Raw genomic sequence first — 20,904 nt, 5'->3', positions numbered from 1 at the left:
GGCTCAGAACCCCATCGCGCGGTCGACGGCGTCGAGCACCCGGTCGAGGTCGGGGAGGTACTCCTCCTCGAGCTTCGACGGCGGGTACGGGGTGTCGTAGCCCCCGACCCGCAGCACCGGCGCCTCCAGCGAGTGGAAGCAGGTCTCGGTGACGCGTGCGGCGATCTCCGCGCCGAGGCCGAGGGTCACCGGCGCCTCGTGGACGACGACGCAGCGGCCGGTGCGCCGCACCGAGTCGAAGACCGGGTCGAGGTCGAGCGGGCTGAGCGTGCGCAGGTCGACCACCTCGAGCGAGCGGCCCTCCTCCTCGGCCGCCTCGGCCGCCTGCAGCGCCGTCTTCACCATCGGGCCGTACGCGCAGACGGTGACGTCGTCCCCGCCGCGGACGACCCGGGAGGCGAACAGCGGACCCGGCGTCGCGTCGGTGTCCACCTCGGCCTTCTCCCAGTACCGGCGCTTGGGCTCGAGGAAGACGATCGGGTCGGGGTGGGCGATGGCCTGCTGGATGCCCCAGTAGGCGTCCACCGGGTTGCTCACGGCCACGACCTTCAGGCCCGGGGTGTGCCCGAAGTAGGCCTCGGGGCTCTCGCTGTGGTGCTCGACCGCGCCGATGCCACCGCCGAAGGGGATGCGGATGACGATCGGCATCGCCAGCTTGCCGCGGGAGCGGGCGTGGATCTTGGCGACCTGGGTGACGATCTGGTTGTAGGCGGGGAAGACGAACCCGTCGAACTGGATCTCGCAGACCGGCCGGTAGCCGCGCATGGCCAGGCCGACGGCGGTGCCGAGGATGCCGGCCTCGGCCAGCGGGGTGTCGACGACGCGGTCCTCGCCGAAGTCCTTCTGCAGGCCGTCGGTGATCCGGAAGACCCCGCCGAGCCGGCCGATGTCCTCCCCCATGAGCACGACCTTGGCGTCGTCCTCCATGGCCCGGCGCAGGCCGAGGTTGAGCGCCTTGCCGATGGTCAGGGTCTGGGCGCTCACTCCGCCGCTCCCTCGAAGCTCGCCTGGTAGGCCTCGAACTCGGCTCGCTGGGCGGCCAGCGGCGGGGTCTGCTCGGCGTAGACCTGGTCGAACATCGCCGTCCCCGGCGGGTCGGGCATCTCCACCGTGCCGCTGCGGATCCGCTTGGCCAGGTCGTCGGCCTCGGCCTCGACGGCGTCGAAGAAGTCGTGGTCGGCGACGCCGCTGCGGGACAGGTACGCCTTGAGCCGGGCGATGGGGTCACGCAGCTTCCACTCCTCCAACTCGCTGGCGAGGCGGTAGCGCGTCGGGTCGTCGGAGGTGGTGTGCGCGCCCATCCGGTAGGTGAACGCCTCGATGAACGTCGGCCCCTGCCCGTCCCGGGCGGCGGCCAGCGCCGCCCGGGTCACAGCCAGGACGGCGAGGACGTCGTTGCCGTCGACCCGGACGCCGGGGAAACCGAAGCCGGCGGCCCGCTGGTAGAGCGGCACCCGCGACTGGCGCTCCAGCGGGACGCTGATCGCGTACTGGTTGTTCTGGCAGAAGAAGACGACCGGGGCGGAGAAGCTGGCCGCCCAGATCATCGCCTCGTTGACCTCGCCCTGGCTGGTCGCGCCGTCGCCGAGGAAGGCCAGCGCGGCGGCCTCCGCGCCGTCGCGTTGCAGGCCCATCGCGTAGCCGGTCGCGTGCAGGCACTGCGCCCCGATGACGACGGTGTAGAGGTTGAAGTGGGTGGCGACGGGGTCCCAGCCGCCGTTGTCGACGCCGCGGAACAGGCTGATGACGTGCAGCGGGTCGATCCCGCGGGTCCACGCCACCCCGTGCTCCCGGTAGGTCGGGAACGCCATGTCGTCGGGGTGCAGCGCGCGGCCGGCGCCGATCTGGGCGGCCTCCTGGCCGAGCAGGGAGGCCCAGATGCCCAGCTCGCCCTGGCGCTGCAGGGCGGTCGCCTCGACGTCCCACCGGCGGACCAGCACCAGGTCGCGGTACAGGCCGCGGAGCTCCTCGTCGCTGACGTCGATCGAGTACTCGGGGTGCTCGACCCGCTCACCCTCGGGGGTCAGCAGCTGCACGAGGTCCGGCTGCTGGGGCAGGTGGGGCGCCCCGGCCCCGGGTACCGGGTCGACCACCTCGGTGGCCGCGCTCGACAGGCTCACGGGCATCTCCTCGCCGTCGGCCGCAGCAGCCGGGGTCGCCGGCGCTGGCGGTGCTGGACGTCTCGCGGCGCCGGGGTGTGGCGCCACTCACACATCGTGGCACGACCCGGGCCCTGGCGAGAAGATCACCGCTCCACCGTTGTGCGCAAGAGTGATCCCACCTGGTGCGCAGATTGCTCGGTACTCGCACGTCCACGCATGACAGACTGAGCAACGTGCCGGCCCTCGACGCCACCGACGCCCGCCTGCTGCAGGCCCTGACCGAGGACCCGCGCGCCACGGTCATGGCGCTGTCGCAGCGACTCGGACTGGCGCGCAACACCGTGCAGGCACGGCTGGCCCGGCTGGAGGGCAGCGGGGCGCTGGCCCCGTTCGACGCGCGGGTGCACCCGGAGGCGCTCGGCTACCGGCTGGGGGCGTACGTGACCGTGCAGGTCGTCCAGCGCAGCCTGGCCGACGTCGGCCAGGCGTTGGCGCAGATCCCCGAGGTCCTCGAGGTCACCGCGCTGTCCGGCGTCGCCGACCTGCTGGTCCGCGTGGTGGCCACCGACGCCGACGACCTCTGGCGGATCACCGAGCACGTGCTGACGATCCCCGGGGTCCAGCGGACCGACACCGCCCTGGCCCTGCGCCGGCTGGTCGACCACCGGATGGCCCCGCTGCTCGACCGCGCCGCCGGCACGGAGTGAGCCGCCGCCTCACGATCGCGCGCCCGTGACCGCCGGACGCGCGCCGTGGCCGCCGAACCCGCGCTGCAGCAAGCACCCGGCGGCCGCGAGGCGCGCACGGCACCCCCGGTCGGTCCGCGCCGGTCACGATCGGCAGGTACTGCTGGTGCAGGCCTGAGCCACCGCCTCACGGTCGCCCGTTCGAGGCCCGCGTCGTTCCCCACGCTGGAGTGCTGACCGAGGAAGTCCGCCCCCGGGTCGCGTCGCGGCGAGCCGTCCCCCCGGGGCCACGGTCGAGCGTGCCCATCTCCACTCCCCGTTCGGCCTGCACCATCGGCGCCCACTGTGCCGCACACCCGCCCACCCGCATGGTCATCACCGCCTCGAGTCCCGACGTTCCGGCGGCTGTGGGCCCTCAACAGAAGTCCGCGTCAACCCTCGGTAGAGATCTGTGGACAATCCCGTGATCTGGGGATCCGAACCTCACGGGACGGCCGAGACCGGCTTCGGGGCGGTGCTCTCCGCGGCGCGGGCCCGGTGGCTGGCCTGCGACGCCCAGGTCACCCGGATCGTGCTGGGCCCCGACGGGGCGCCGCTGGACCACGGCCGCACCCTCCGCCTCGTCCCTCCGCATCTCCGCCGGGCGGTGGAGGTGCGCGACGGCGGCTGCGTGTTCGCCGGCTGCGGCGCCCCCACGGGGTGGTGCGACGTCCACCACCTGCTGGAGTGGATCCACGGCGGCGAGACGTCACTGGAGAACAGCGCTCTCCTCTGCGAGCGGCACCGCACCAAGGTCCACCACGGCTTCCGCGTCGACCGACGACCCGACGGACGCCGGCGCACCCGGCGCCCCGACGGCACCGAGGTCCCGACCGGCCCACCCCTACCCGCAGCAGCCTGACCCCGCCGCCCCGACCTGCGGACGGACGCACCAGCGCGGGCACGACCATCGGCGGCGGGCTGTCGCTCTCCTCAGTGGGACCTGCGGATGCGCACGGGTCCGCGCGCGGTGACCACGTCGACCGCTGCACCGCCCTGGGTCACCACCACGCGTCCCGCCGCCGCGAGCCGCCCAGCTGCCGCGCGCGCCGCAGGCATGAGCTCGCGCCAGCCCGCCGGGTCGACCGCGCGGGCGGCCTCCGAGGGACAGATCGTCGCGCCGGCCCGCCGGACGTCGAGCAACGTCACGATCGCCGCCTCGAGCCGCCCGTCGACGTCGTCCACGCGGTCAGCGTGCCCGCGGTCGCGCACGCCCGCCACTGGCCGCGGGCAGCGGCCGGGTGGATGCTCCGGCTCGTGCGCCGGACGACGTCCTCCCTGCTCGTGGCCCTGGTGCTGCTGGTGACCGGGTGGGCCCTGGCCGCGCCTGCGTCGGCGTGCAGCTGCGTGGGGGAACCGCTCGCCGCGCAGCTGCAGCGGGCCGACGCCGTCTTCACCGGCCGCCTGGTGTCCCGGGAGGTGTCCGGCCGGTCGAGCAGCGGGGACCCGGCGCTGCACGTCTTCGCCGTCGAGTCGGTGTGGAAGGGCGACGTCGCGGAGGCGCAGGGCGTCGTCTCGGCCGCCTCGGGCGCCAGCTGCGGCCTCGAACTCTCCGGGGACGGACCGTTCCTGGTCCTCGCGACCCGGTCCGGCGGGGAAGGTCCCCTCGTCGCGGACCTCTGCGGCGGCACGACGAGGACGACGCCGGAGTCGGAGGCGCAGGTCGCGGACCTCACCGGCAGCGCCACCCCCGGCGACCCGCGACCGGGCACGGCGGGGACCGCGTCGCCGGGCGGCCCGCACACCGGGCTGCTGGCAGCCGGAGCGGTGACAGCGGCCCTGGCGATCGCAGCCGGCAGCCTCGCCGTGCGGCGCCTGCGGGCGCCCCGGTGACCGACGCCCGCGGACAGCGGCTGGCCGCCCTCGCCGCGATCGACACCGCCCTGGCCGACCCGGTGCGCCTCGTGCGGGTCCTGCAGGAGGCGGCGGACGACGAGGCCGCGCTGGACGGCCTCCAGCGTGAGTTCGGCCTGGACGCGGCGGCGGCGGCCATCGTCCTCGACCAGCAGTTCCGCCTCCTCACCCGCCGGCACCGGGCACGGCACGCCGCGGAGCTGGCGGTGCTCCGCGCCGAGTGGGGACCACCGGCGGAGGCTCGGCTGCGCTTCGAGGCGGACACCGCCGCGGTGCTCACGGTCGAGGGCGGCGAGCACCCGTTCCGTGGCCACCACCTCGCGCAGGACGTCCTGCGCGAGGTGGTGGCCTTCCTGTTCCGAGAGGTCGCGCGGCCGCGGCTGCGGCCGGTCGTGGTCGCGGTGGCGGGCCTGGACGGCGGTCCGGGCCGGATCACGGTGGACCCGGACGGCTCGGCGAGGTTCGAGGACTATCCCGGGGACGCGCAGGGGTAGAGGCGCGGCGTCCGGCCACCGTCCCCGAGGAGAACCGTGTCCCCCGACGACCGCGAGCTGCTCCAGGAGCTGCTGTACGCCTACGGCCCCGGCGGTCAGGAGGACGAGGTCCGCGAGGTATGCCGGCGGGAGCTGGCCCCCCTGGTCGACGAGCTCGACGTCGACGCCGCCGGCAACCTGGTCGCCCTCCTGCGGGGGACGGGCGCCGCGGACGCTCCGGTCGTTCGGGTGATGGCGCACATGGACGAGCTGTCGATGATCGTCAAGCGGGTCGAACCGGACGGCTCCCTGCGGTTGAGCCAGCTCGGCACGATGTACCCCGGCAACTTCGGCCTCGGCCCGCTGACCGTGCTCGGCGACAAGGAGACGCTCACCGCGGTGCTCCTGCTCGGCTCCGAGCACACCACCCCGGAGACCGCGCGCGTCTGGCAGACCAAGCCGGACGGCGGGGACCAGGCGATGCAGTGGACGCACGTCGCCGCGTTCACCGGCCGCACGCCCGAGGAACTGGCCGCCGCGGGCGTGCACCCGGGCACCCGCGTCTGTGTCCACCGCAACCGGCGCACGCTCGTCGAGTTCGGGGACTTCGTCGGCTCCTACTTCCTCGACGACCGGGCCGCCCTGACCGCGCTGGTCGCGGCGGCCAGGCTCCTGCGCCAGCGCGGCGCCCGGCCGCCCGCCGACGTCCACCTGGTCTGCACGACCGGGGAGGAGATGGGCGGCGTCGGGGCGGCGTACGCCAGCCGGACCCTGCCCGGCGAGGTCACGCTCGCCCTCGACGTCGGCCCCGCCGAGGCCGAGTACGGGATCCCGGCCGACTCCGGCCCGGTGGTCGCCTACGCCGACGACGCCGTCGTCTACGACAAGGACCTCGCCGACCACCTGCTGGCGCTCGGCCGTGAACTGGGGCTCGAGCCGCGTGCCGCCGTCTGGGAGTCCTTCGACTCCGACGCATCCCAGTCGAAGAGCTCGGGGCAGGCGGCCCGGGCGGCGCTCCTGTCGCTGCCGACGTTGAGCACGCACGGCTACGAGGTCCAGCACCGGGAGACGGTCGGCCGCTGCGCGCGGCTGCTCGCGGAGTTCCTCTGCCGCCCGGCCCCGGCCTGACGGCGTGTGCGGGCGGGGGACGCGGGTAGGGCGCGGGCATGGCGAAGCGCACCCCGGTGGGGACGTTCGGCAAGGGACGGCGTGGCATCAGCGTGGCCGGCTGGGCGCTGCGCGGCGCCGCGGCGGGCGCGGCCGCCAGCACCGCGCTCAACGCCGTCACCTACGTCGACATGGCCGTGCGCGGCCGCGGCAGCAGCTCCACCCCTGAGCAGACGGTGGAGACGCTGGCCGAGAAGGCGCACGTGCCGATCCCCGGCGAGGGCGAGACCCGCGACAACCGGGTGCAGGGCCTCGCGCCGCTGACCGGGCTGGTCGCGGGCGTCGGCGTCGGCGTCGTCGTCGGGCTCGTCCGGGCCGCCGGCTTCCGGTCCCAGCCGCTGGTGGGCACGCTGCTCACCACGGCCGGGATCCTGGTCGCGGCCAACGGCCCGATGACCGCCCTCGGCATCACCGACCCGCGCAGCTGGTCCACCACCGACTGGGTCAGCGACCTGGTCCCGCACCTGGTCTACGGCGCGGTCCTCAAGACGACGATGGACGCCTTCGACAGGCCGTAGCCCGCCCGGCGGCTCAGTGCCGCCAGCCGCCCTCGTCCACCCCGCCGGGAACCGGGGCCCCCGGGTCGTAGGGCGTGCGGGTGAAGACGAACGTGCCCAGGTCGAGGTGGTCCGGGGCGAACCGCAGCAGCTCGCCGGCGTAGTAGCCGTCCAGCCCGACCCAGGTGCCGTCGGCCTGGCGGGCGAAGCGGCTGGCCCGGCCGAGCCGGCCCGGCAACGGCCCCAGGTGCAGCCGCCCGCCGTGCAGGGCGCGGAGCACGTGGGGCGCCGGCCCCCAGTACCAGATCCCGAGGTCCTCCAGCGGCACCGGCGACGGCGCGGGGGTCCAGGGCTCGACGATCCGGGGCTCGGCCGCCCGCAGGTCGGCGAGCAGCCCGAACACCACCGGCTCAGGCCCGCTCGTGGCGTTGGCCAGGGACACCGCCCCGGTCCGCTCGTCCCGGTCGACGAAGACCCCGGCGAGGAACCCGGGCATCGACCCGCCGTGCCCGACCAGGGTGTGCCCGTCGGCCCGCATCACGCGCAGCCCCAGCCCGTAGGCGGACCACACCGGCTCCGAGTCGTCGAGACCCGCCGGCACGGTCATCTCCTCCAGCGTGGCAGGGTCCAGCACGTCGCCGGTGTCACCGAGCAGGAAGACGGCGAACCGGGCGAGGTCGGCCAGCGTCGCCCAGAGCTGGCCCGCGGCGGCCATCACCCCGGCGTCGTGCTCCGGCTCGGGCAGGACGACGTCGGCCCACGGGTGCACCGCGTGCCCCTCCGCGGCCGGGGCGACCGGGCGCGGCGTCGTCCGCCTCATGCCGAGCGGGCCGAGGACCTCGTCGCGGACGACGTCCTCCCACGCCCGGCCGCGCTGCCGCGCCACCAGCTCCCCGAGCAGGCCGAACCCGAGGTTCGAGTAGTGGAACCGGCGGGCGGCCCCGAGGACGACGTGCTCCTCGTCCAGGCCGAGGTCGTCCAGCGCGACGCCCGGCGTCCGCTCCCACCAGCCGCCGGGGCTCTCCGCCGCCGCGCCGCCGAGGTGGGCCAGCAACTGGCCGACGGTGCGGTCCCCCATCGGCGTGCCCGGCACGTGGCGGTCGAGCGGGTCGTCGAGGTCCAGCCGGCCCTCGTCCCGCAGCCGCAGCACGGCGACCGCGGTGACCGTCTTGCTGATCGAGCCCAGCCGGTACTGGACGTCGGTGTGCGGCTCGGGGACGTCCCCGCGCCCGGCCGACCAGACCAGCCCGCCCTCGCGGACCACGCCCGCGACCAGGCTGGGCGCCCGGCCCTCGCGCTGCACCCGGGCGGTGCGGGCGAGCAGGGTGCGGGCGGTGGCGGGCAGGACCGGCTCGGGCATGACCGAGGACCGTAGCGAGCCGCGCGGCCCCGAGGATCAGGAGGACGGCGCGGGCTCCGGCAGCGGCAGCCGGCCGGTGCGGGTGGCCCAGCGGTCGAACCACAGGGTGACCAACGGCGGCACCGAGGCGGCCAGGGCCAGCCCCGTGGTGAGCAGGTTCCACCGGAGCACGCGGCTCGCGACCAGGGCGACCAGCACGTAGGCGACGAAGACGCCGCCGTGGACGGGGCCGAAGATCTGCACGCCGCGCTCCGAGGTGTCGAGCACCCACTTCACGAACATGCCGGACAACAGGCCCACCCAGGAACAGGCCTCGGCGAGGGCGACGACACGGAACAGCAGGGCGACGGCTCGGGGGTTCATCGCCCCCCATCCTCCCCGATCCCGGACCCGAGGTAGGCGCGGCCTCGCGGGGACAGCTCGTACCCGACCGGCAGGCTGCGGGTGAGGCCGAGCTCCTTCAGCTTCCGGACGTCCCGCTTGAACGGCAGGGTCTCCCGGCCCAGGGCCGCGGCCAGGTCCGGCGCGCGCACCTTCGGCCGGCCGGCGATCAGGCGCAGCACCGCCCGCGTCCACGGTCCGTCCGCCCGGGCGGCGTCCCACCGGTCCAGCCGGGCGTCGAGGGCCCGCCGCTCCTCCCCGGAGAGGTCGGCCCGCTCGCGCAGGTCGACGCGGGGATCGGGGCCGGCACCGCGGACGCGCACCCGGTAGACGTGCGCACCGGGCCGGCGGTCGAGCAGCCGGAGCAGCGCCGCCCGCGAGGGGACGCCGGCGGCCGCCGCGTCGTCCTCCGTGATGCCGGCGGGGTCGACCTCGGCGACGTCGACGAACTGCACCACGCCCGCCGTCGTGCGCTGGGTGCCCCCGGGACGCACCCGCGGCCGGTCCCAGCGGCGGAACGCCAGCGTGACCGTCCCGGCCATGATCCCGGTGGCGGTGGCCGGGGGGATGAGCACGGAGGGGATGCTGGCAGGGTCTCGGGGCGTGCGGGGACTGGCGCGGCGGGAGTTCTGCCTCGTGCTGCTGCGCCGCATGGCCGACGTGCGCCCCGACCTGGTCGCCGAGGCGCTGCCCCGCGTCCGCGCCACCCGGGCGGAGGCGCACGCGGCGCACACCCGGTGGCAGGCGCTGCAGCACTCGCCGCGGGCGCCGCGCGGGCTGGCCCTGCGCACCGCCGTCCTGGGTCCGCCGGAGGAGCTGGAGGACCGCCGCTTCGGCGACCTGGACCTCCAGGTCCGCCGCTGGCCCCTGCCGCTGTGGCCGCACCTGTTCTGGGAGGTGCTCTCCGGCCCCGGCGGCTCGGTGCTGCAGGAGCACCTGGTGCGCGCGCCGGGCTCCCCGGTGCCCCGCGCCGCCGCCGGCCGGCTCCGGGTCTGGGAGCACGTCCTGGACGACGTCGTGGCACTGCCCGGCGCGCACAGCGTGGACCCCGGGGTGGTCACCCGCTGGGAGGTGCACCTGCCCGGTGGGGTCCGGGCGCGGTTCGTCTGGGGGCTGCTGCAGGAGGTCAGCGGGCCGGCGCCGCGCTGACCGCGGCCTCGGGCGCCCGCTGCGCGGTGAGCGGCCCGGACAGCACGCTGCCCAGCACCGCGGCGACGACGAGGACGGCGGCCACGCGCGGCAGCCCCGCCGTCACAAGGGCGGCGCCGGCGACCCCGAAGACCACGACCTTCGTCAGGACGGCGAGGGCCGCTACCTGCACCACGGCCTGCGGGGCGGCGAACAGGCCCCACAGGACCGCCGCCGCGAGGGGGACCCCGAGGGCCAGGAGCCACCGCGTCGCCGTCGTCCCGCCGGTGCTCCACCCCCACAGGCCGAGGGCGACGAGCGCGCCGAGCTCGGTGGCGAACGCGACGCCCGCCCAGGTCCACTGCCACGCCAGCGCCATCGCCGGCCTCCCTCTTGTGATCGATGCTCTCTCCTGAGAGCAGTGTTCACGCTATGGGACGGTGGGTCAAGACGCGACGGAGCCCCCGGACGCGCGAGGCGTCCGGGGGCTCCGGTCGGCCCCGTCCTGAGGCGTGCCGCGAGCCTGCGAGGGGTCGGGCGGCCCCGTCCAGGGCCCCGCCGCGAGCCTGCGAGGGGTCGGGCGGCCCCGTCCAGGGCCCCGCCGCGAGCCTGCGAGCGGTGGGGAGGACGGAGTCCTTCTCGGGGTCCTTCTCGGGGTCCTTCTCGGGGTCCTTCTCGGGTCCTTCTGTCAGCCGACGATGCGGTTGAACTTCGGGGTGGCGCCCATGACGTCGACGCTGGCGACCTTGACGACGTCGCCGGACGTCGGCGCGTGCACCATCTGGCCGTTGCCGAGGTAGATGCCGATGTGGCTCACCGGGCTGTAGAAGGCGACCAGGTCACCGGGGCGGGCCTCGGCGCGGGAGACCTGCTGCCCCATCTGCGACTGCATCCGGCTGGAGTGCGGCAGGCTGATCCCCGCCGCGCGGAAGGCGTACTGCACCAGGCCGGAGCAGTCGTAGGAGCCGGGGCCCGAGGCCGCCCAGACGTAGGGTTTGCCGCGCTGGGCCATGGCCGTGTCGATCACCGCCTGGAGCGAGCCGCTGCCGGCGACGACGGGCGCCCCGCCCGTGGGCGCCGCCTCGCGCTCGCCGCGGCTGGCCCGCTCCTCGTCGCCGTGCGCGGAGGCCGCGGCCTCCAGGGCGGCCCGCCGCTCGTCGGCACTCAGCCGCGCGTAGTCGGCCTGGTACTCGGCGATCTGCGCCTGGAGGCCGGCCTGCTGCTCAGCAACGGCGTCGTACGCCTCCTGCGCCTCGGCGGCCACCCGGTCGGCCTCGGCCTGGGCCTGGGCGGCGGTCTCCCCGGCGGTGACGGCCTGGTCGAGCACCTCGCCCTGGTGACCGGCGACGGTCTGCAGCAGCGTCACCCGGTTGACGAACTCCTCGGCCGAGCCGCTGGTCATCAGGGCCTGCAGCGACCCCATGCTCTCGCCGGTGAAGGCGCTCCGGGCGATGCCGCTCACCTGCTGCTGCGCGGCGGTGGCCACGGCCTGCGCCTCGGTGACCTGCGCTGCCGCGGCCTCGGCGGCCGCCTGCTGCGCGGCGAGGGCCTCCCGCGCCTCGTTGAACTGCTCGGTGACGACCTCGAGGTCGTGCCCGCGGGCGGCGACCAGGGCCGCGGCCTCCGAGGCGGTGGCCGGCTCCTCCGCCCCGGCGGCGTTGGGGACGAAGGCGACGCCGACGGCGGCGGCGAGGACGAGGGCAGCGCGCCGAGCGGCGCGGGCGGACGCCATGGTCTGGCGGCTCTCCGTTCTTCCACGAGCCGCCTACCGAGTTAGCTGACGGGTTCGGACGGGAAGGCGCCCGGCGCGCCCGGCCGGAGCCGTGCGTGCTTCACCCCAGTGCTGCGGTGGGTCCCCGGCCCGGGTCTGGCGACCCGGCTCGGCGGCGCCCGCGGGGTGTCACCCATTTCGGTAACGGAACGCCCCGACGGACACACACACCGTAAGGGCCGTGACGCTCCGGTGACAATTACCGAGTTGTGATTTCGTGGACTCTCACCTCGACCCCGCTGGTCGCCGTTACCCCTGGGACGCGCGGGGCCGGTGGTGCGCCGACGGGGCGACGGGGTATGTGCGTCTCATGGACCTCAAGCGACCCCTGGTGGTGCTCGCCCTCGTCGGGGCGCTCGCCGGGTGCAGCAGCAGCAACAACTCCAACACCGACGTCGACCGCGGCACGACCGACTGCGGTGCCGCCGAGGCCGGCAGCGACCGGGCCGACTGCTCGGACAGCGAGAACGCCCCGACGCAGGGCGGCTGACCCGCCGGCCCACGCGCTACGGTCCGCCGGGTGAGCGCACGCAGCAGGTACGACGCCGTCGTCGTGGGGGCCGGGCACAACGGCCTGGTGGCCGCCGCCTACCTCGCCCGCGCCGGCTGGTCGGTGCTGGTCCTCGAGCGGCTCGAGCAGGTCGGCGGCGCCGCGGTGAGCCGGCAGGTCTTCGCGGGGGTCGACGTCCGGCTGTCGGCGTACTCGTACCTGGTCAGCCTGCTGCCCGACCGCATCGTCGCCGACCTCGGCCTGGAGGTGACCCTGGCCGACCGCGCGGTGGCGTCCTACACCGCCGTCCCCGGGCACACCGGGCTGCTGGTCGAGCGGGACGAGGGCCCGGCCACCGCCGCGTCGTTCCGGGACCTCACCGGGTCCGACGACGAGCTGGCCGGCTGGCGGCGCTTCTACGGCCGGCTGGCCGACCTCGCCGAGGACCTCGCCCCGACGCTGACCGAGCCGCTGGTCTCCCCCGCCCAGCTGGCGGGGCGGCTGCGCGACCCGCAGCTGTGGCAGGACCTCCTCGAGCGGCCGCTGGCCGACGTGGTGGCCGACGAGCTGGCCCACGACGTCGTCCGCGGGGTCGCGCTGACCGACGGGCTGATCGGCACCTTCGCCGACATGCACGCCGCCGACGGCCTGGCCGGTCGCTGCTTCCTGTACCACCTGGTCGGCAACGGCACCGGCCGGTGGCGGGTGCCCGTCGGCGGGATGGGCGCGGTCACCGGGGCCATGGCCGCCGCCGCGCGCAGCGCCGGCGCGGAGCTGCTCACCCGGGCGACGGTCACCGCGCTCGAGCCCCGGCCCGACGGCGCGACCGTGCACTGGACCGACGACGAGGGCGGCGAGCACGCCGTCGACGCGAGCTGGGTCGTCTCGGGGGCGGCACCGGCCGTCCTCGACCGGCTGTTCGGCGTCGCGCCGCGGACCACCCCGGACGGCGCCCAGCTCAAGGTCAACATGGTGCTGGCCCGGCTGCCGCGGCTGCGGTCGGGCGTGGACCCGGCCGTGGCCTTCGCCGGCACGTTCCACGTCGACGAGGCCGCCTCGCAGCTCGACGCGGCCCACGCGCAGGCCGCCGCCGGCCGGCTGCCCGACGTCATCCCGTTCGAGGTCTACTGCCACTCGCTGTCGGACCCGTCGATCCTCGGGCCGGCGGAACGGGCGGCCGGCTACCAGACGCTCACCCTGTTCGGCCTGCACACGCCGGCCGCGCTCTTCCGGGAGGACCCCGTCGGCACTCGCCGGGAGGCCGTGCGGCGGGTGGTCGCCCAGCTCGACGCGCACCTGGAGGAGCCGCTGCTGGACTGCCTGGCCCCGGACGCCACGGGAGAACCCTGCCTGCAGGCCGCCTCGCCGCTGGACGTGGAGGAGTCGCTGGCGATGCCGGGCGGGCACATCTTCCACGGCGACCTGTGCTGGCCGGTCGCCGAGACGGACGCGGAGGTGGGCACCTGGGGTGTGGCGACGGCCCACCCGCGGGTGGTCGCGGCCTCCTCCGGCGGGACGGTGCGCGGCGGGGCCGTGAGCGGCCTGGGCGGCTACGCGGCGGCCCGCGCGCTGCTCGACCGCCGCTGAAGGAGGCCCCCGATCGGGCGGGATCGGCCCACACCTGGTGGCATGGGCCGGTGGACCTGCGCCGGGAGACCCGTGCCCTGATCCGCGGGGCCGGACGGCGGCTGCACGGCCGGGACCTCGCGCTGATCGCCGCCGGGCTGACGTTCTACGCCGGCATCGCGGTGGTGCCGTTGCTATTGGTCGCCGTCCGCCTGACCGCGCTGGTCACCTCCGCGGACACCGTCACCGACCTCGCCGCACGGCTGGCCGGGCTGCTCCCGTCGCAGCTGGGCGCCCCCGAGGCGCTGCGCGCGCTGGCGCGGGCCGGCGTGGGGATGGGGCTGCTCGACGTCGTCCTGGCCCTGCTGCCGCTGTCGCTCTACGGCGAGGGGCTGCGGCGGGCGCTGCTGCGCTTCACGCCGCGCCGGGACACCCTGACCGGCTGGCGCGGCCGGCTGCTGGCGCTGCCACTGGTGGTCGCCACCCCGCTGCTGCTGTACCCCCTGCTGCTGGCCGCCTCCGCGATGGCCGAGCTGACCGAGCGGGGCAACCGCCTGGGCAGCCTGGCGGTCGGCTACTACTCGGTGCTCTTCGCGCTGACCGTGCCGCTGCTGTGGGGCTTCGGGGTGGTCGCGGCCGGGCGGCTGCGCTGGCCGGCGCTGGTCTCGGGCGCGCTGTTCACCGCCGCCTGCCTGTCGGGCTTCCTGCAGGGATTCGTGTTGTTCCTGGCCCTGCCACTGGCCCTGGGGGCGCCGTTCGGCGGGCTGACCGTGGTGGGTGCGGTGGTGGCGATCAGCCTGTGGCTGTTCCTGCTGCACCTGGTGGTCATCGGGGGCTGGCTGCTCACCCAGGCCCTCGACGACCGCGTCCGGGCCGGTCACCCCTCCTCGTCGGACTCCTCCTCGGACACGTCCCCACCGTCGGAGTCGCCTTCATCGGAGTCGCCCTCGTCCGAGTCGCCCTCGTCCTCGTCCCCGGAGTCCGAGTCCCCCTCGTCGGGCGCCGGCTCCGCCTCCTCCGTCGGCGGCTCGGCGTCGTCCTCGGCCGGCGGCGGGGCCTCCGGCTCGGTCGCGGGCGGCTCCTCCGGCTCCGGCCGCGGCGCGGGGGCCGGCTCGACGTAGTCGGCGCCGTTGCTCACCAGGATCGACACCAGCTGCCCCGGCACCGCCCGGCCCCCGCGGGGCGGGCTGGTGCCCAGCAGGGTGCCGGCCTCGCGAGAGCTGTCCACGCGCACCGTCGTGTGCTGGAACCCGGCGTCGGCCAGCGCCGCCTGGCAGCGCCGCACCGACGTGCAGCCCGGCACCGGCCGGGTGTTGCCGTTCTGCACGCGCTCGTCGGCCGGCGGGAACTCCCCGCTGCCCCGCGCCTGGAGGATCGGCGCCATGGCGTCGTGCCACACCGTCGCGGCCTTGCCCCCGCCGAAGCCGCCGACGTTCTCCTTCTCCTTCGGGTTGAGCACCATGACGCTGGCGGTGACCTCGGGCGTGTAGCCCACGAAGGCGATGGAGTCGTTGTCCTGCGACGTCCCGGTCTTGCCCGCGATCTGGTGGCCGGGGACGTGGGCGCGGGCGCCGGTCTGTCCCGGGTTCCCGGGCGCGACGTCCTTGACCAGCATCTGGTTGAGCGTGGTGGCCACCCCCGGTGGGATCGCCTCGGGGGTGCACCGGTCGCCGACGGCGATCGGCTCGCCGTCGGCGCCGACGGCCGGCTCGCCGTGCCGGTCGAGGACGGCGGTCACCGGGACGACGTCGCACTGCGTGCCGCCGGCCGCCAGGGTCGAGAAGGAGCTGGCCAGCGCCAGCGGGCTGGTCGCCTCGGCGCCGAAGGTGAACGAGCCGCGGTTCTCGTCGATGATCTGCTGCGGCAGCTCGGGATCGCTGAACTGGAACAACCCCATCCGCTCCGCCATGCGCACCGGCTCCTCGACGCTGCCCAGGGCGTCCTCCAGCGCCAGGAAGTAGGTGTTGGAGGACTGGTAGAGCGCGGTGGTGAGGTCCAGCGTCGACCGGTAGTCGCCGGCGTTCGCCACGTCGTAGCGGCCGGTGCCGTCGCGGTAGACCCGGGAGACGTAGGGGTCGGACGTCGTGATCGTGTAGTAGCTGGAGTAGCCGCGGGCCAGCGCCGCCGCGGCGGTGAACACCTTGTACGTCGACCCGGAGCCCTTGCTGGGCGCGGCGTTGAGGTTGTACGACTCCTGCGCCGGGTCCTCCTTGTCGTAGCCGAAGACCCGGTTGACGCTCATCGCGAGCAGGTGCCCGGTGCCTGGCTCGACGGCGGTGAACATGGCGGCCAGCGAGTCGCCCATGGGCAGGGTCTCGAGGACGGCGGCGTCGCCGGACCGCTGCAGGTCGACGTCGAGCGTGGTCTGGACGACGTAGCCCTCGTTGTCCAGCTGCTCCTGGGTGAGCCCGAGCTCCTGGGTGAGGTACCGCTGGACGAAGTCGCAGACGAACGCGCCGACGGCGGCCTGCACGCAGCCGCGGGGCGGCGCCGGGGCCGGGGCCAGCCCGAGTGGTGCGGCCTGGGCCTGCTGCGCCTCGGCCTGGCTGACCCGGCCCTGCTCGGCCATCCGCGAGAGGACCTCGTCGCGCCGCTCGGTGGCCTTCTCGGGGTTGGTGAACGGGTCGTCGGCGGTCGGGCTCTGCGCCAGCCCGGCGAGCAGTGCCGCCTGGGGCAGGGTCAGCGCGGCGGCGTCCACGCCGAAGAACGCGCGTGCGGCCGGCTGCACGCCGTAGGCGTTCTGGCCGAAGTACACGATGTTCAGGTAGCGGGTGAGGATCTCGTCCTTGGAGTAGGTGTCCTCCAGGGCCAGGGCCAGCCGGGCCTCGCGCAGCTTGCGGCCCACCGTCTGCTCGGTGGCGGCGCTGCGCTCCTCCGGCGTCCGCGCGGTCTGCAGCAGGGTCTGCTTGACCAGCTGCTGGGTGAGCGTCGAACCGCCCTCCTGCACGCCGCCGGCGGCGATGTTGGTCAGCAGCGCCCGCATCGTGCCCTGGACGTCGAGGCCGTGGTGCTCCTGGAAGCGGGCGTCCTCGATGGCGACCATCGCCTGCTTCATGACCTCGGCGATCTGGTCGCCGGCGACCGGCGCGCGGTTCTCGTCGTAGAAGTAGGTGATCGGCTCGCCGTTGGCCGCCAGCAGCACCGTGTTGCCGGCCGGGGGGTCTACGGTCAGCTCGGTGGGGAGGTCCCCGAGGAGGCTGGTCGACCGCTGGGCGACCAGGGCCGGACCGCCCACCCACGGGAAGAGGACCGCCGCGAGGAGGGCCCCGGCTGCGACGACCGTGGCGGCCAGCTCGAGCAGCGTCCTGGCCCGTACGTGCGCGCGCAGGTCCATGGGCCCCCTCTCCAGTGACGAAGGTCACTGGAACAGACGACGTGGCCGTCCACAACCTCCCACGCCGCCCGCGCCCGGCCACGACGCCCGAGCGTCACCGGACGTTCACCCCCCGAGCAGGTCCGGCAGGTCCCCGCGGTGCAGCACGACCAGGGTGCTCACCGCCCGGGTGAGGACCACGTAGAGCCGGTGCAGCCCGCGCGGCTCGGCCGCGGCGATCCCCGCGGGGTCCACGACCACGACCGCGTCGAACTCCAGCCCCTTGGCCAGCGAGGCGGGGACGACGGTCAGCCGCCCCGCCGCGTCGCCGTCGGTCAGCACGGGGGCCGGGACGCCGGCCGCCGTCAGGGCGCCGGCCACGTCGGCGGCCGCCGCGTCGGCGCAGACCACGCCCACCGAGCCCGGCTGCGCGGCGAGGTCGCAGACGACGTCGGTCAGGACGCCGTCGGGCTGGATCCGCAGCGCCCCCGCCTCCCGGCGGACGGCGGTCGCCGGCTCCAGGCCCGGCGCGATGGCCGGCAGCAGCCGGTTGGCGTAGGCGAGCACCTCCCCCGGCACCCGGTACCCGCGGGTCAGCGGCCGGACGACGGTGTCGGGCCGGCCCAGCGCGGTCAGCGTCCGACCCCAGTCGGCCGCCGACCAGGGGCTGGTCGCCTGCGCCAGGTCGCCCAGCACGGTGAGCGAGCCCGCGGCCAGCCGCCGGGCCACCGCGCGGCACTGCATCGGGGAGAGGTCCTGGGCCTCGTCGACGACGACGTGCCCGTAGCCGGCGGTGCGTTCCAGCGAGCCGGCGACCTCGTCGACCAGCACGGCGTCGGCCGCGGTCCAGGGCGCCGAGCGCAGCGGGCCGGCCGGGCGGAGCAGCAGCGCCTGCTCGTCGTCGGTGAGCAGGCCGCGGGCGGCCCGCTGCAGCCGTGCGGGGTCGGTGAGCAGGCCGTGCACCAGGTCCGCGGGGTCCTGGGCCGGCCACGTCGCGTCGCAGAACGCCCGGACCTCGGGCCCGCGCGCCGCCCGGCGGGTCTCGGCGTCGGTCGGGCTGCCCCCGGCGGCCTCGGCCTGCCGGCGGGCGTCCTCGGCGACGCTCATCGCCAGCCGCTCACGGCCGGCGGCGTGGTGCAGCCGCTGCTGGTCGTCGCCGGCGCGGCCGCGGCGCCGCAGGTCGTCGACGTACCGCTTGAGCCGCTCGACCGGGACCCGGTACCGGCGCCCGCGCAGTGGGACCAGCACGTCCTCGGCGGGCTTGGCGATCGACCCCCACAGCGCCCGGTCGAGCACCTCGGCCATGCGGGCGTCGCCCTTGAGGACGGCGGCCGCGGGCTCGTCGACCGCGCGCACCGGCACCCGCGCGGTCAGGTCGGTCACCGTGGTCTGCTCGACGTCGACCTCGCCGAGGGTGGGCAGCACCTCCTCGATGTAGCGGAGGAACGCCCGGTTCGGCCCGACGACGAGGACGCCGGTGCGGGTCAACTGCCCGCCGTGGGTGTAGAGCAGGTACGCGGCGCGGTGCAGCCCCACCGCCGTCTTGCCCGTGCCCGGCGCGCCCTGCACGCAGATCGACTCGGCCAGCGGCGCCCGCACGATGACGTCCTGCTCGGGCTGGATGGTGGCCACGATGTCCCGCATCGGGCCGCCGCGCGGGCGCTCGATCTCCTCCTGCAGCACGGAGAGGACCCCCTTGCTCCCCACCGCTCGCGAGCTCGCGGCGGGCCCCTGCAGGGGGGCCGAGTCCCCGGTACCGAGCAGCTCGTCCTCGTAGCTGGTGAGCTCGCCGCCGGAGAAGCCGAACCGGCGCCGGCGCAGCAGGCCCTGCGGCTCGGCCGCGCTGGCCTGGTAGAACGGCCGGCTCATCGGCGCCCGCCAGTCGATGACCACCGGCGTCCCGTCCGCGTCGCGGACGTGCCGGCGGCCGATGTGGAAGGTCTCGGTGCCTGCTCCCACCCGCGCGTCGGTGCGGCCGAAGAAGGCCGGGACGCCGGGGTCGGCGGCCAGCGAGCGCAGCCGCTCGGCGCGGGCCGCGCCCAGCCGCTCGGAGGCCCAGGCGTCGACCCCGGCGTCCCCGACGGCGGCGGTCGTGGCGCGCATGCGGGTCAGGCAGTCGGCCGCGTGCGCCAGGTGGACGCGCTCGGCGAGGAGGACGGGATCGGGGGCGGTGGTCGTCGCGCTCGGTGCGGAGGACACGGTCGGAGGACGCTACGCCGCCGTCCCGGTCCCGTCACCCGGGTTCCGGGCGGTCCTGGGGCTCCACGAGGTGCACGGCGACCGCCCGGAACTGCTCCGGGGCGGCCAGCAGCACCGCCTTCGTCGGCTCCCCGACCTGCAGCGCCGGCTGGCGGCGGAGGGCGGTCAGGGCCCGCAGCCGGGGGTCGGCCAGGACGGCGTCCACCAGTCCGCGGTCCCCACCGGTGAACAGCGCGGCGACCTCGCCGGCCTGCGGCAGCAGGACCCGGACGGCGGTGTCGGCAGCGGCCGCGACGACGGCGTCGGTCTGGTTGGCCCGTCGCCGCGCGAAGCGCTGCTGACTCCACCCGCCGGCGGCGGTGCGGCCCTGGACCAGGCGGGCGTCGACCTTGGAGACGAGCAGGTCGGCGCCGTCGAACACGCCGACCGCCCACCGCCCGCGCCGGACCAGCAGCACCGCGGCCCGGTGCGGCTGCCGGACAGCGGCGGCGAACGCGGTGAGCAGCGCCGGACCGGGTCGCCAGGGGAACGGGGCGCGCAGGGTGACCGTCGTGGAGTCCGCGCAGGTGATCCGCACGGCCTCGTCGTCGAGCCCGACCTCGTCGAAGGCCCCGTGCCGGGCGGCCACGCCGTCGAGCCAGCGGCCCAGCCGCTCCGGCGGCACGCGCAGCAGGCGTCCGCCGCCGGCGGCCGGGCGGGGGCGGGTCACCGGGGCGGGCAGGACAGCGGCACGGCGGCGCGCGAGGGACCCACGGCGCGGATCGTAGGACGCCGGACCGACACGCCCCCCGCTCGACGGACCCGCCGTCGCGGGGCAGGCTCGCCGTCGTGCCGCTGCCGCTCCCCCCGGTCCCCGCCCGCATCGTGGCCGCCCCCATGGCCGGCGGCCCGTCGACCCCGGCGCTGGTCGCGGCCGTCGGCGACGCCGGCGGACTGGGCTTCCTCGCCGCCGGCTACCGCACGCCCGAGCAGGTCGCCGCGGAGGTCGCCGACGTCCGCGGCCGCACCGGGGCGCCGTTCGGCGTCAACGTGTTCGCGCCGGTGCCCGAGCGCCCGGAGGAGTCCGCGCGGGTGGACGGGTACGCCGAGCGCATCGCCGCCCGCGCCGCCCGCCTGGGCGCCTCCCCCGGCACGCCCGCCCACTCCGACGACGGGTTCGCCGCCAAGGTGGACCTGCTGCGGGAGCTGCGGCCGGCCGTCGTCTCGCTCGCGTTCGGGCTGCCGCCCGCGGACGCGCTCGACGCGCTGCACGACGCCGGGCTGCCGGTGTGGGTCACGGTCACCTCACCGGAGGACGCCGCCGTCGCGACCGCGGCCGGCGCCGACGCGCTGGTCGTCCAGGGGTGGGAGGCCGGCGGGCACCGCGGCGGCCTGTCCGACGAGGAGCCCGCCCAGCTGGGCCTGCTGCCGCTGCTGGCGCTGGTCCGGCGGGTGTCCCCCCTGCCGCTGGTCGCCGCCGGAGGCGTGGCCGACGGCGCGGGCGTGGCCGCGGTGCTCGCGGCCGGGGCGGCGCTGGCCCAGCTCGGCACCGCGTTCCTGCCGACGCCGGAGGCCGGTACCACGCCGGTGCACGCCGCGACGCTCGCCGAGGGCCGGCCCACCACCGTCACCCGCGCCTTCACCGGCCGCCGGGCGCGGGCGCTGGTCAACGCCGCCGTCCGCGACCTGGACGAGCACGCGCCGGCCGCCTATCCCGAGGTGCACCTGCTCACCGCCCCGGTCCGGGCCGCGGCGCGGGCGGCGGGGGACGCCGAGGAGCTGCACCTGTGGGCGGGACAGTCGGCCGCCCTGGCGGCGGCGGTGCCGGCCGGGGAGCTCGTCCGCCGGCTCGCCGCCGAGGCCCGCGCCGCGCTCGACGGCGCGCCGCGCCCGGAGTGA

At 76.2% G+C, this 20,904-nt stretch carries 21 protein-coding genes, 1 pseudogene and 1 riboswitch; of the genes and pseudogenes, 11 read left to right on the top strand and 11 right to left on the bottom strand.

Annotated features, from left to right (window positions below):
• Positions 1 to 3 precede the first annotated feature (3 nt).
• Entirely contained in the window at positions 4 to 984 is a 981-nt protein-coding gene (locus ACI782_RS13765; protein ID WP_456910061.1) for an alpha-ketoacid dehydrogenase subunit beta, read from the bottom strand.
• A complete protein-coding gene (gene pdhA / locus ACI782_RS13760) occupies positions 981 to 2,120 on the bottom strand; it encodes a pyruvate dehydrogenase (acetyl-transferring) E1 component subunit alpha (RefSeq protein WP_456910059.1) in 1,140 nt (379 codons plus the stop codon). Before pdhA ends, ACI782_RS13765 begins: the two co-directional genes overlap by 4 nt.
• 215 nt (positions 2,121 to 2,335) lie before the next feature.
• Between pdhA and ACI782_RS13755 the strand changes: the two genes are divergently transcribed.
• Together ACI782_RS13755 and ACI782_RS13750 are read left to right on the top strand one after the other, a co-directional pair.
• Complete coding sequence (locus ACI782_RS13755) at positions 2,336 to 2,809, top strand: Lrp/AsnC family transcriptional regulator (protein WP_456910057.1); 474 nt, start codon at positions 2,336 to 2,338, stop codon at positions 2,807 to 2,809.
• A 442-nt stretch (positions 2,810 to 3,251) separates the two neighbouring features.
• Positions 3,252 to 3,689, top strand: a complete 438-nt coding sequence (locus ACI782_RS13750) for a DUF222 domain-containing protein (RefSeq protein ID WP_456910055.1) — start codon at positions 3,252 to 3,254, stop codon at positions 3,687 to 3,689.
• Between the two features lie 71 nt (positions 3,690 to 3,760).
• Here the strand turns inward: ACI782_RS13750 and ACI782_RS13745 are convergent, their stop codons facing one another.
• Positions 3,761 to 4,012, bottom strand: a complete 252-nt coding sequence (locus ACI782_RS13745; RefSeq protein WP_456910053.1) for a DUF3253 domain-containing protein — start codon at positions 4,010 to 4,012, stop codon at positions 3,761 to 3,763.
• 9 nt (positions 4,013 to 4,021) lie between these two features.
• On the opposite strand from ACI782_RS13745, the gene ACI782_RS13740 reads away from it, so the two are divergent.
• The 4 genes from ACI782_RS13740 to ACI782_RS13725 are packed head-to-tail and all read left to right on the top strand — an operon-like array spanning position 4,022 to position 6,839.
• Positions 4,022 to 4,660, top strand: coding sequence for a hypothetical protein (locus ACI782_RS13740; RefSeq protein ID WP_456910051.1), 639 nt, complete (start codon positions 4,022 to 4,024; stop codon positions 4,658 to 4,660).
• Entirely contained in the window at positions 4,657 to 5,175 is a 519-nt protein-coding gene (locus ACI782_RS13735) for a hypothetical protein (RefSeq protein WP_456910049.1), read from the top strand. Before ACI782_RS13740 ends, ACI782_RS13735 begins: the two co-directional genes overlap by 4 nt.
• A gap of 36 nt (positions 5,176 to 5,211) precedes the next feature.
• Positions 5,212 to 6,282, top strand: a complete 1,071-nt coding sequence (locus ACI782_RS13730) for a M42 family metallopeptidase (protein ID WP_456910047.1) — start codon at positions 5,212 to 5,214, stop codon at positions 6,280 to 6,282.
• Positions 6,283 to 6,320: 38 nt separating this feature from the next.
• Positions 6,321 to 6,839, top strand: coding sequence for a hypothetical protein (locus ACI782_RS13725; RefSeq protein ID WP_456910045.1), 519 nt, complete (start codon positions 6,321 to 6,323; stop codon positions 6,837 to 6,839).
• A gap of 13 nt (positions 6,840 to 6,852) precedes the next feature.
• Here the strand turns inward: ACI782_RS13725 and ACI782_RS13720 are convergent, their stop codons facing one another.
• From ACI782_RS13720 to ACI782_RS13710, 3 genes are read right to left on the bottom strand one after another with little or no spacing between them, the layout of a single operon-like run.
• The gene (locus ACI782_RS13720) at positions 6,853 to 8,178 is read right to left on the bottom strand and encodes a serine hydrolase domain-containing protein (RefSeq protein WP_456910043.1); all 1,326 of its coding nucleotides are present in this window, start codon (positions 8,176 to 8,178) and stop codon (positions 6,853 to 6,855) included.
• A 36-nt stretch (positions 8,179 to 8,214) separates the two neighbouring features.
• Positions 8,215 to 8,541: a DUF3817 domain-containing protein gene (locus ACI782_RS13715; protein ID WP_456910041.1), complete on the bottom strand. Its 327-nt coding sequence runs from the start codon at positions 8,539 to 8,541 to the stop codon at positions 8,215 to 8,217.
• The gene (locus ACI782_RS13710) at positions 8,538 to 9,134 is read right to left on the bottom strand and encodes a hypothetical protein (RefSeq protein ID WP_456910039.1); all 597 of its coding nucleotides are present in this window, start codon (positions 9,132 to 9,134) and stop codon (positions 8,538 to 8,540) included. Before ACI782_RS13710 ends, ACI782_RS13715 begins: the two co-directional genes overlap by 4 nt.
• Positions 9,135 to 9,162: 28 nt before the next feature.
• On the opposite strand from ACI782_RS13710, the gene ACI782_RS13705 reads away from it, so the two are divergent.
• Positions 9,163 to 9,708, top strand: coding sequence for a hypothetical protein (locus tag ACI782_RS13705; RefSeq protein WP_456910037.1), 546 nt, complete (start codon positions 9,163 to 9,165; stop codon positions 9,706 to 9,708).
• Here ACI782_RS13705 and ACI782_RS13700 read toward each other — a convergent pair.
• Positions 9,686 to 10,066: a YrdB family protein gene (locus tag ACI782_RS13700; RefSeq protein WP_456910035.1), complete on the bottom strand. Its 381-nt coding sequence runs from the start codon at positions 10,064 to 10,066 to the stop codon at positions 9,686 to 9,688. The two genes, ACI782_RS13705 and ACI782_RS13700, sit on opposite strands and share 23 nt — an antisense overlap.
• A gap of 309 nt (positions 10,067 to 10,375) precedes the next feature.
• Entirely contained in the window at positions 10,376 to 11,419 is a 1,044-nt protein-coding gene (locus ACI782_RS13695; protein WP_456910033.1) for a C40 family peptidase, read from the bottom strand.
• A 15-nt stretch (positions 11,420 to 11,434) separates the two neighbouring features.
• A riboswitch (cyclic di-AMP (ydaO/yuaA leader) is annotated at positions 11,435 to 11,570 on the bottom strand.
• Positions 11,571 to 11,768: 198 nt separating this feature from the next.
• On the opposite strand from ACI782_RS13695, the gene ACI782_RS13690 reads away from it, so the two are divergent.
• The 3 genes and pseudogenes from ACI782_RS13690 to ACI782_RS13680 all read left to right on the top strand — a co-directional run.
• On the top strand, positions 11,769 to 11,948 hold the full coding sequence (locus ACI782_RS13690) for a hypothetical protein (protein ID WP_456910031.1): 180 nt from the start codon (positions 11,769 to 11,771) through the stop codon (positions 11,946 to 11,948).
• A 30-nt stretch (positions 11,949 to 11,978) separates the two neighbouring features.
• A complete protein-coding gene (locus tag ACI782_RS13685; RefSeq protein ID WP_456910029.1) occupies positions 11,979 to 13,535 on the top strand; it encodes a phytoene desaturase family protein in 1,557 nt (518 codons plus the stop codon).
• Positions 13,536 to 13,585: 50 nt separating this feature from the next.
• Positions 13,586 to 14,365, top strand: a pseudogene (locus tag ACI782_RS13680) (YhjD/YihY/BrkB family envelope integrity protein); the annotation flags it as partial.
• A gap of 26 nt (positions 14,366 to 14,391) precedes the next feature.
• Here ACI782_RS13680 and ACI782_RS13675 read toward each other — a convergent pair.
• The 3 genes from ACI782_RS13675 to ACI782_RS13665 form a co-directional block, all read right to left on the bottom strand.
• Positions 14,392 to 16,848 (bottom strand): transglycosylase domain-containing protein, encoded by a 2,457-nt coding sequence (locus ACI782_RS13675; RefSeq protein ID WP_456910027.1) that lies wholly within the window; start codon positions 16,846 to 16,848, stop codon positions 14,392 to 14,394.
• Between the two features lie 105 nt (positions 16,849 to 16,953).
• Entirely contained in the window at positions 16,954 to 19,026 is a 2,073-nt protein-coding gene (locus ACI782_RS13670) for a HelD family protein (RefSeq protein ID WP_456910025.1), read from the bottom strand.
• Between the two features lie 34 nt (positions 19,027 to 19,060).
• Positions 19,061 to 19,735 (bottom strand): acVLRF1 family peptidyl-tRNA hydrolase, encoded by a 675-nt coding sequence (locus tag ACI782_RS13665; RefSeq protein WP_456910024.1) that lies wholly within the window; start codon positions 19,733 to 19,735, stop codon positions 19,061 to 19,063.
• Between the two features lie 119 nt (positions 19,736 to 19,854).
• On the opposite strand from ACI782_RS13665, the gene ACI782_RS13660 reads away from it, so the two are divergent.
• Positions 19,855 to 20,904: a nitronate monooxygenase gene (locus tag ACI782_RS13660; protein ID WP_456910022.1), complete on the top strand. Its 1,050-nt coding sequence runs from the start codon at positions 19,855 to 19,857 to the stop codon at positions 20,902 to 20,904.

The sequence above is a fragment of the Geodermatophilus sp. SYSU D00703 genome (assembly GCF_054050155.1).
Note: the sequence above shows the minus strand (reverse complement) of the source record. Positions and strands in the feature narration are given on the sequence as shown.

What these genes read in the sequence shown, in the direction of transcription:
- ACI782_RS13720 (WP_456910043.1), bottom strand. Translation starts at nt 8,178, where the DNA reads ATGCCCGAGCCGGTCCTGCCCGCCACCGCCCGCACCCTGCTCGCCCGC.
- ACI782_RS13690 (WP_456910031.1), top strand. Translation starts at nt 11,769, where the DNA reads ATGGACCTCAAGCGACCCCTGGTGGTGCTCGCCCTCGTCGGGGCGCTC.
- ACI782_RS13695 (WP_456910033.1), bottom strand. Translation starts at nt 11,419, where the DNA reads ATGGCGTCCGCCCGCGCCGCTCGGCGCGCTGCCCTCGTCCTCGCCGCC.
- ACI782_RS13715 (WP_456910041.1), bottom strand. Translation starts at nt 8,541, where the DNA reads ATGAACCCCCGAGCCGTCGCCCTGCTGTTCCGTGTCGTCGCCCTCGCC.
- ACI782_RS13675 (WP_456910027.1), bottom strand. Translation starts at nt 16,848, where the DNA reads ATGGACCTGCGCGCGCACGTACGGGCCAGGACGCTGCTCGAGCTGGCC.
- ACI782_RS13725 (WP_456910045.1), top strand. Translation starts at nt 6,321, where the DNA reads ATGGCGAAGCGCACCCCGGTGGGGACGTTCGGCAAGGGACGGCGTGGC.
- ACI782_RS13700 (WP_456910035.1), bottom strand. Translation starts at nt 10,066, where the DNA reads ATGGCGCTGGCGTGGCAGTGGACCTGGGCGGGCGTCGCGTTCGCCACC.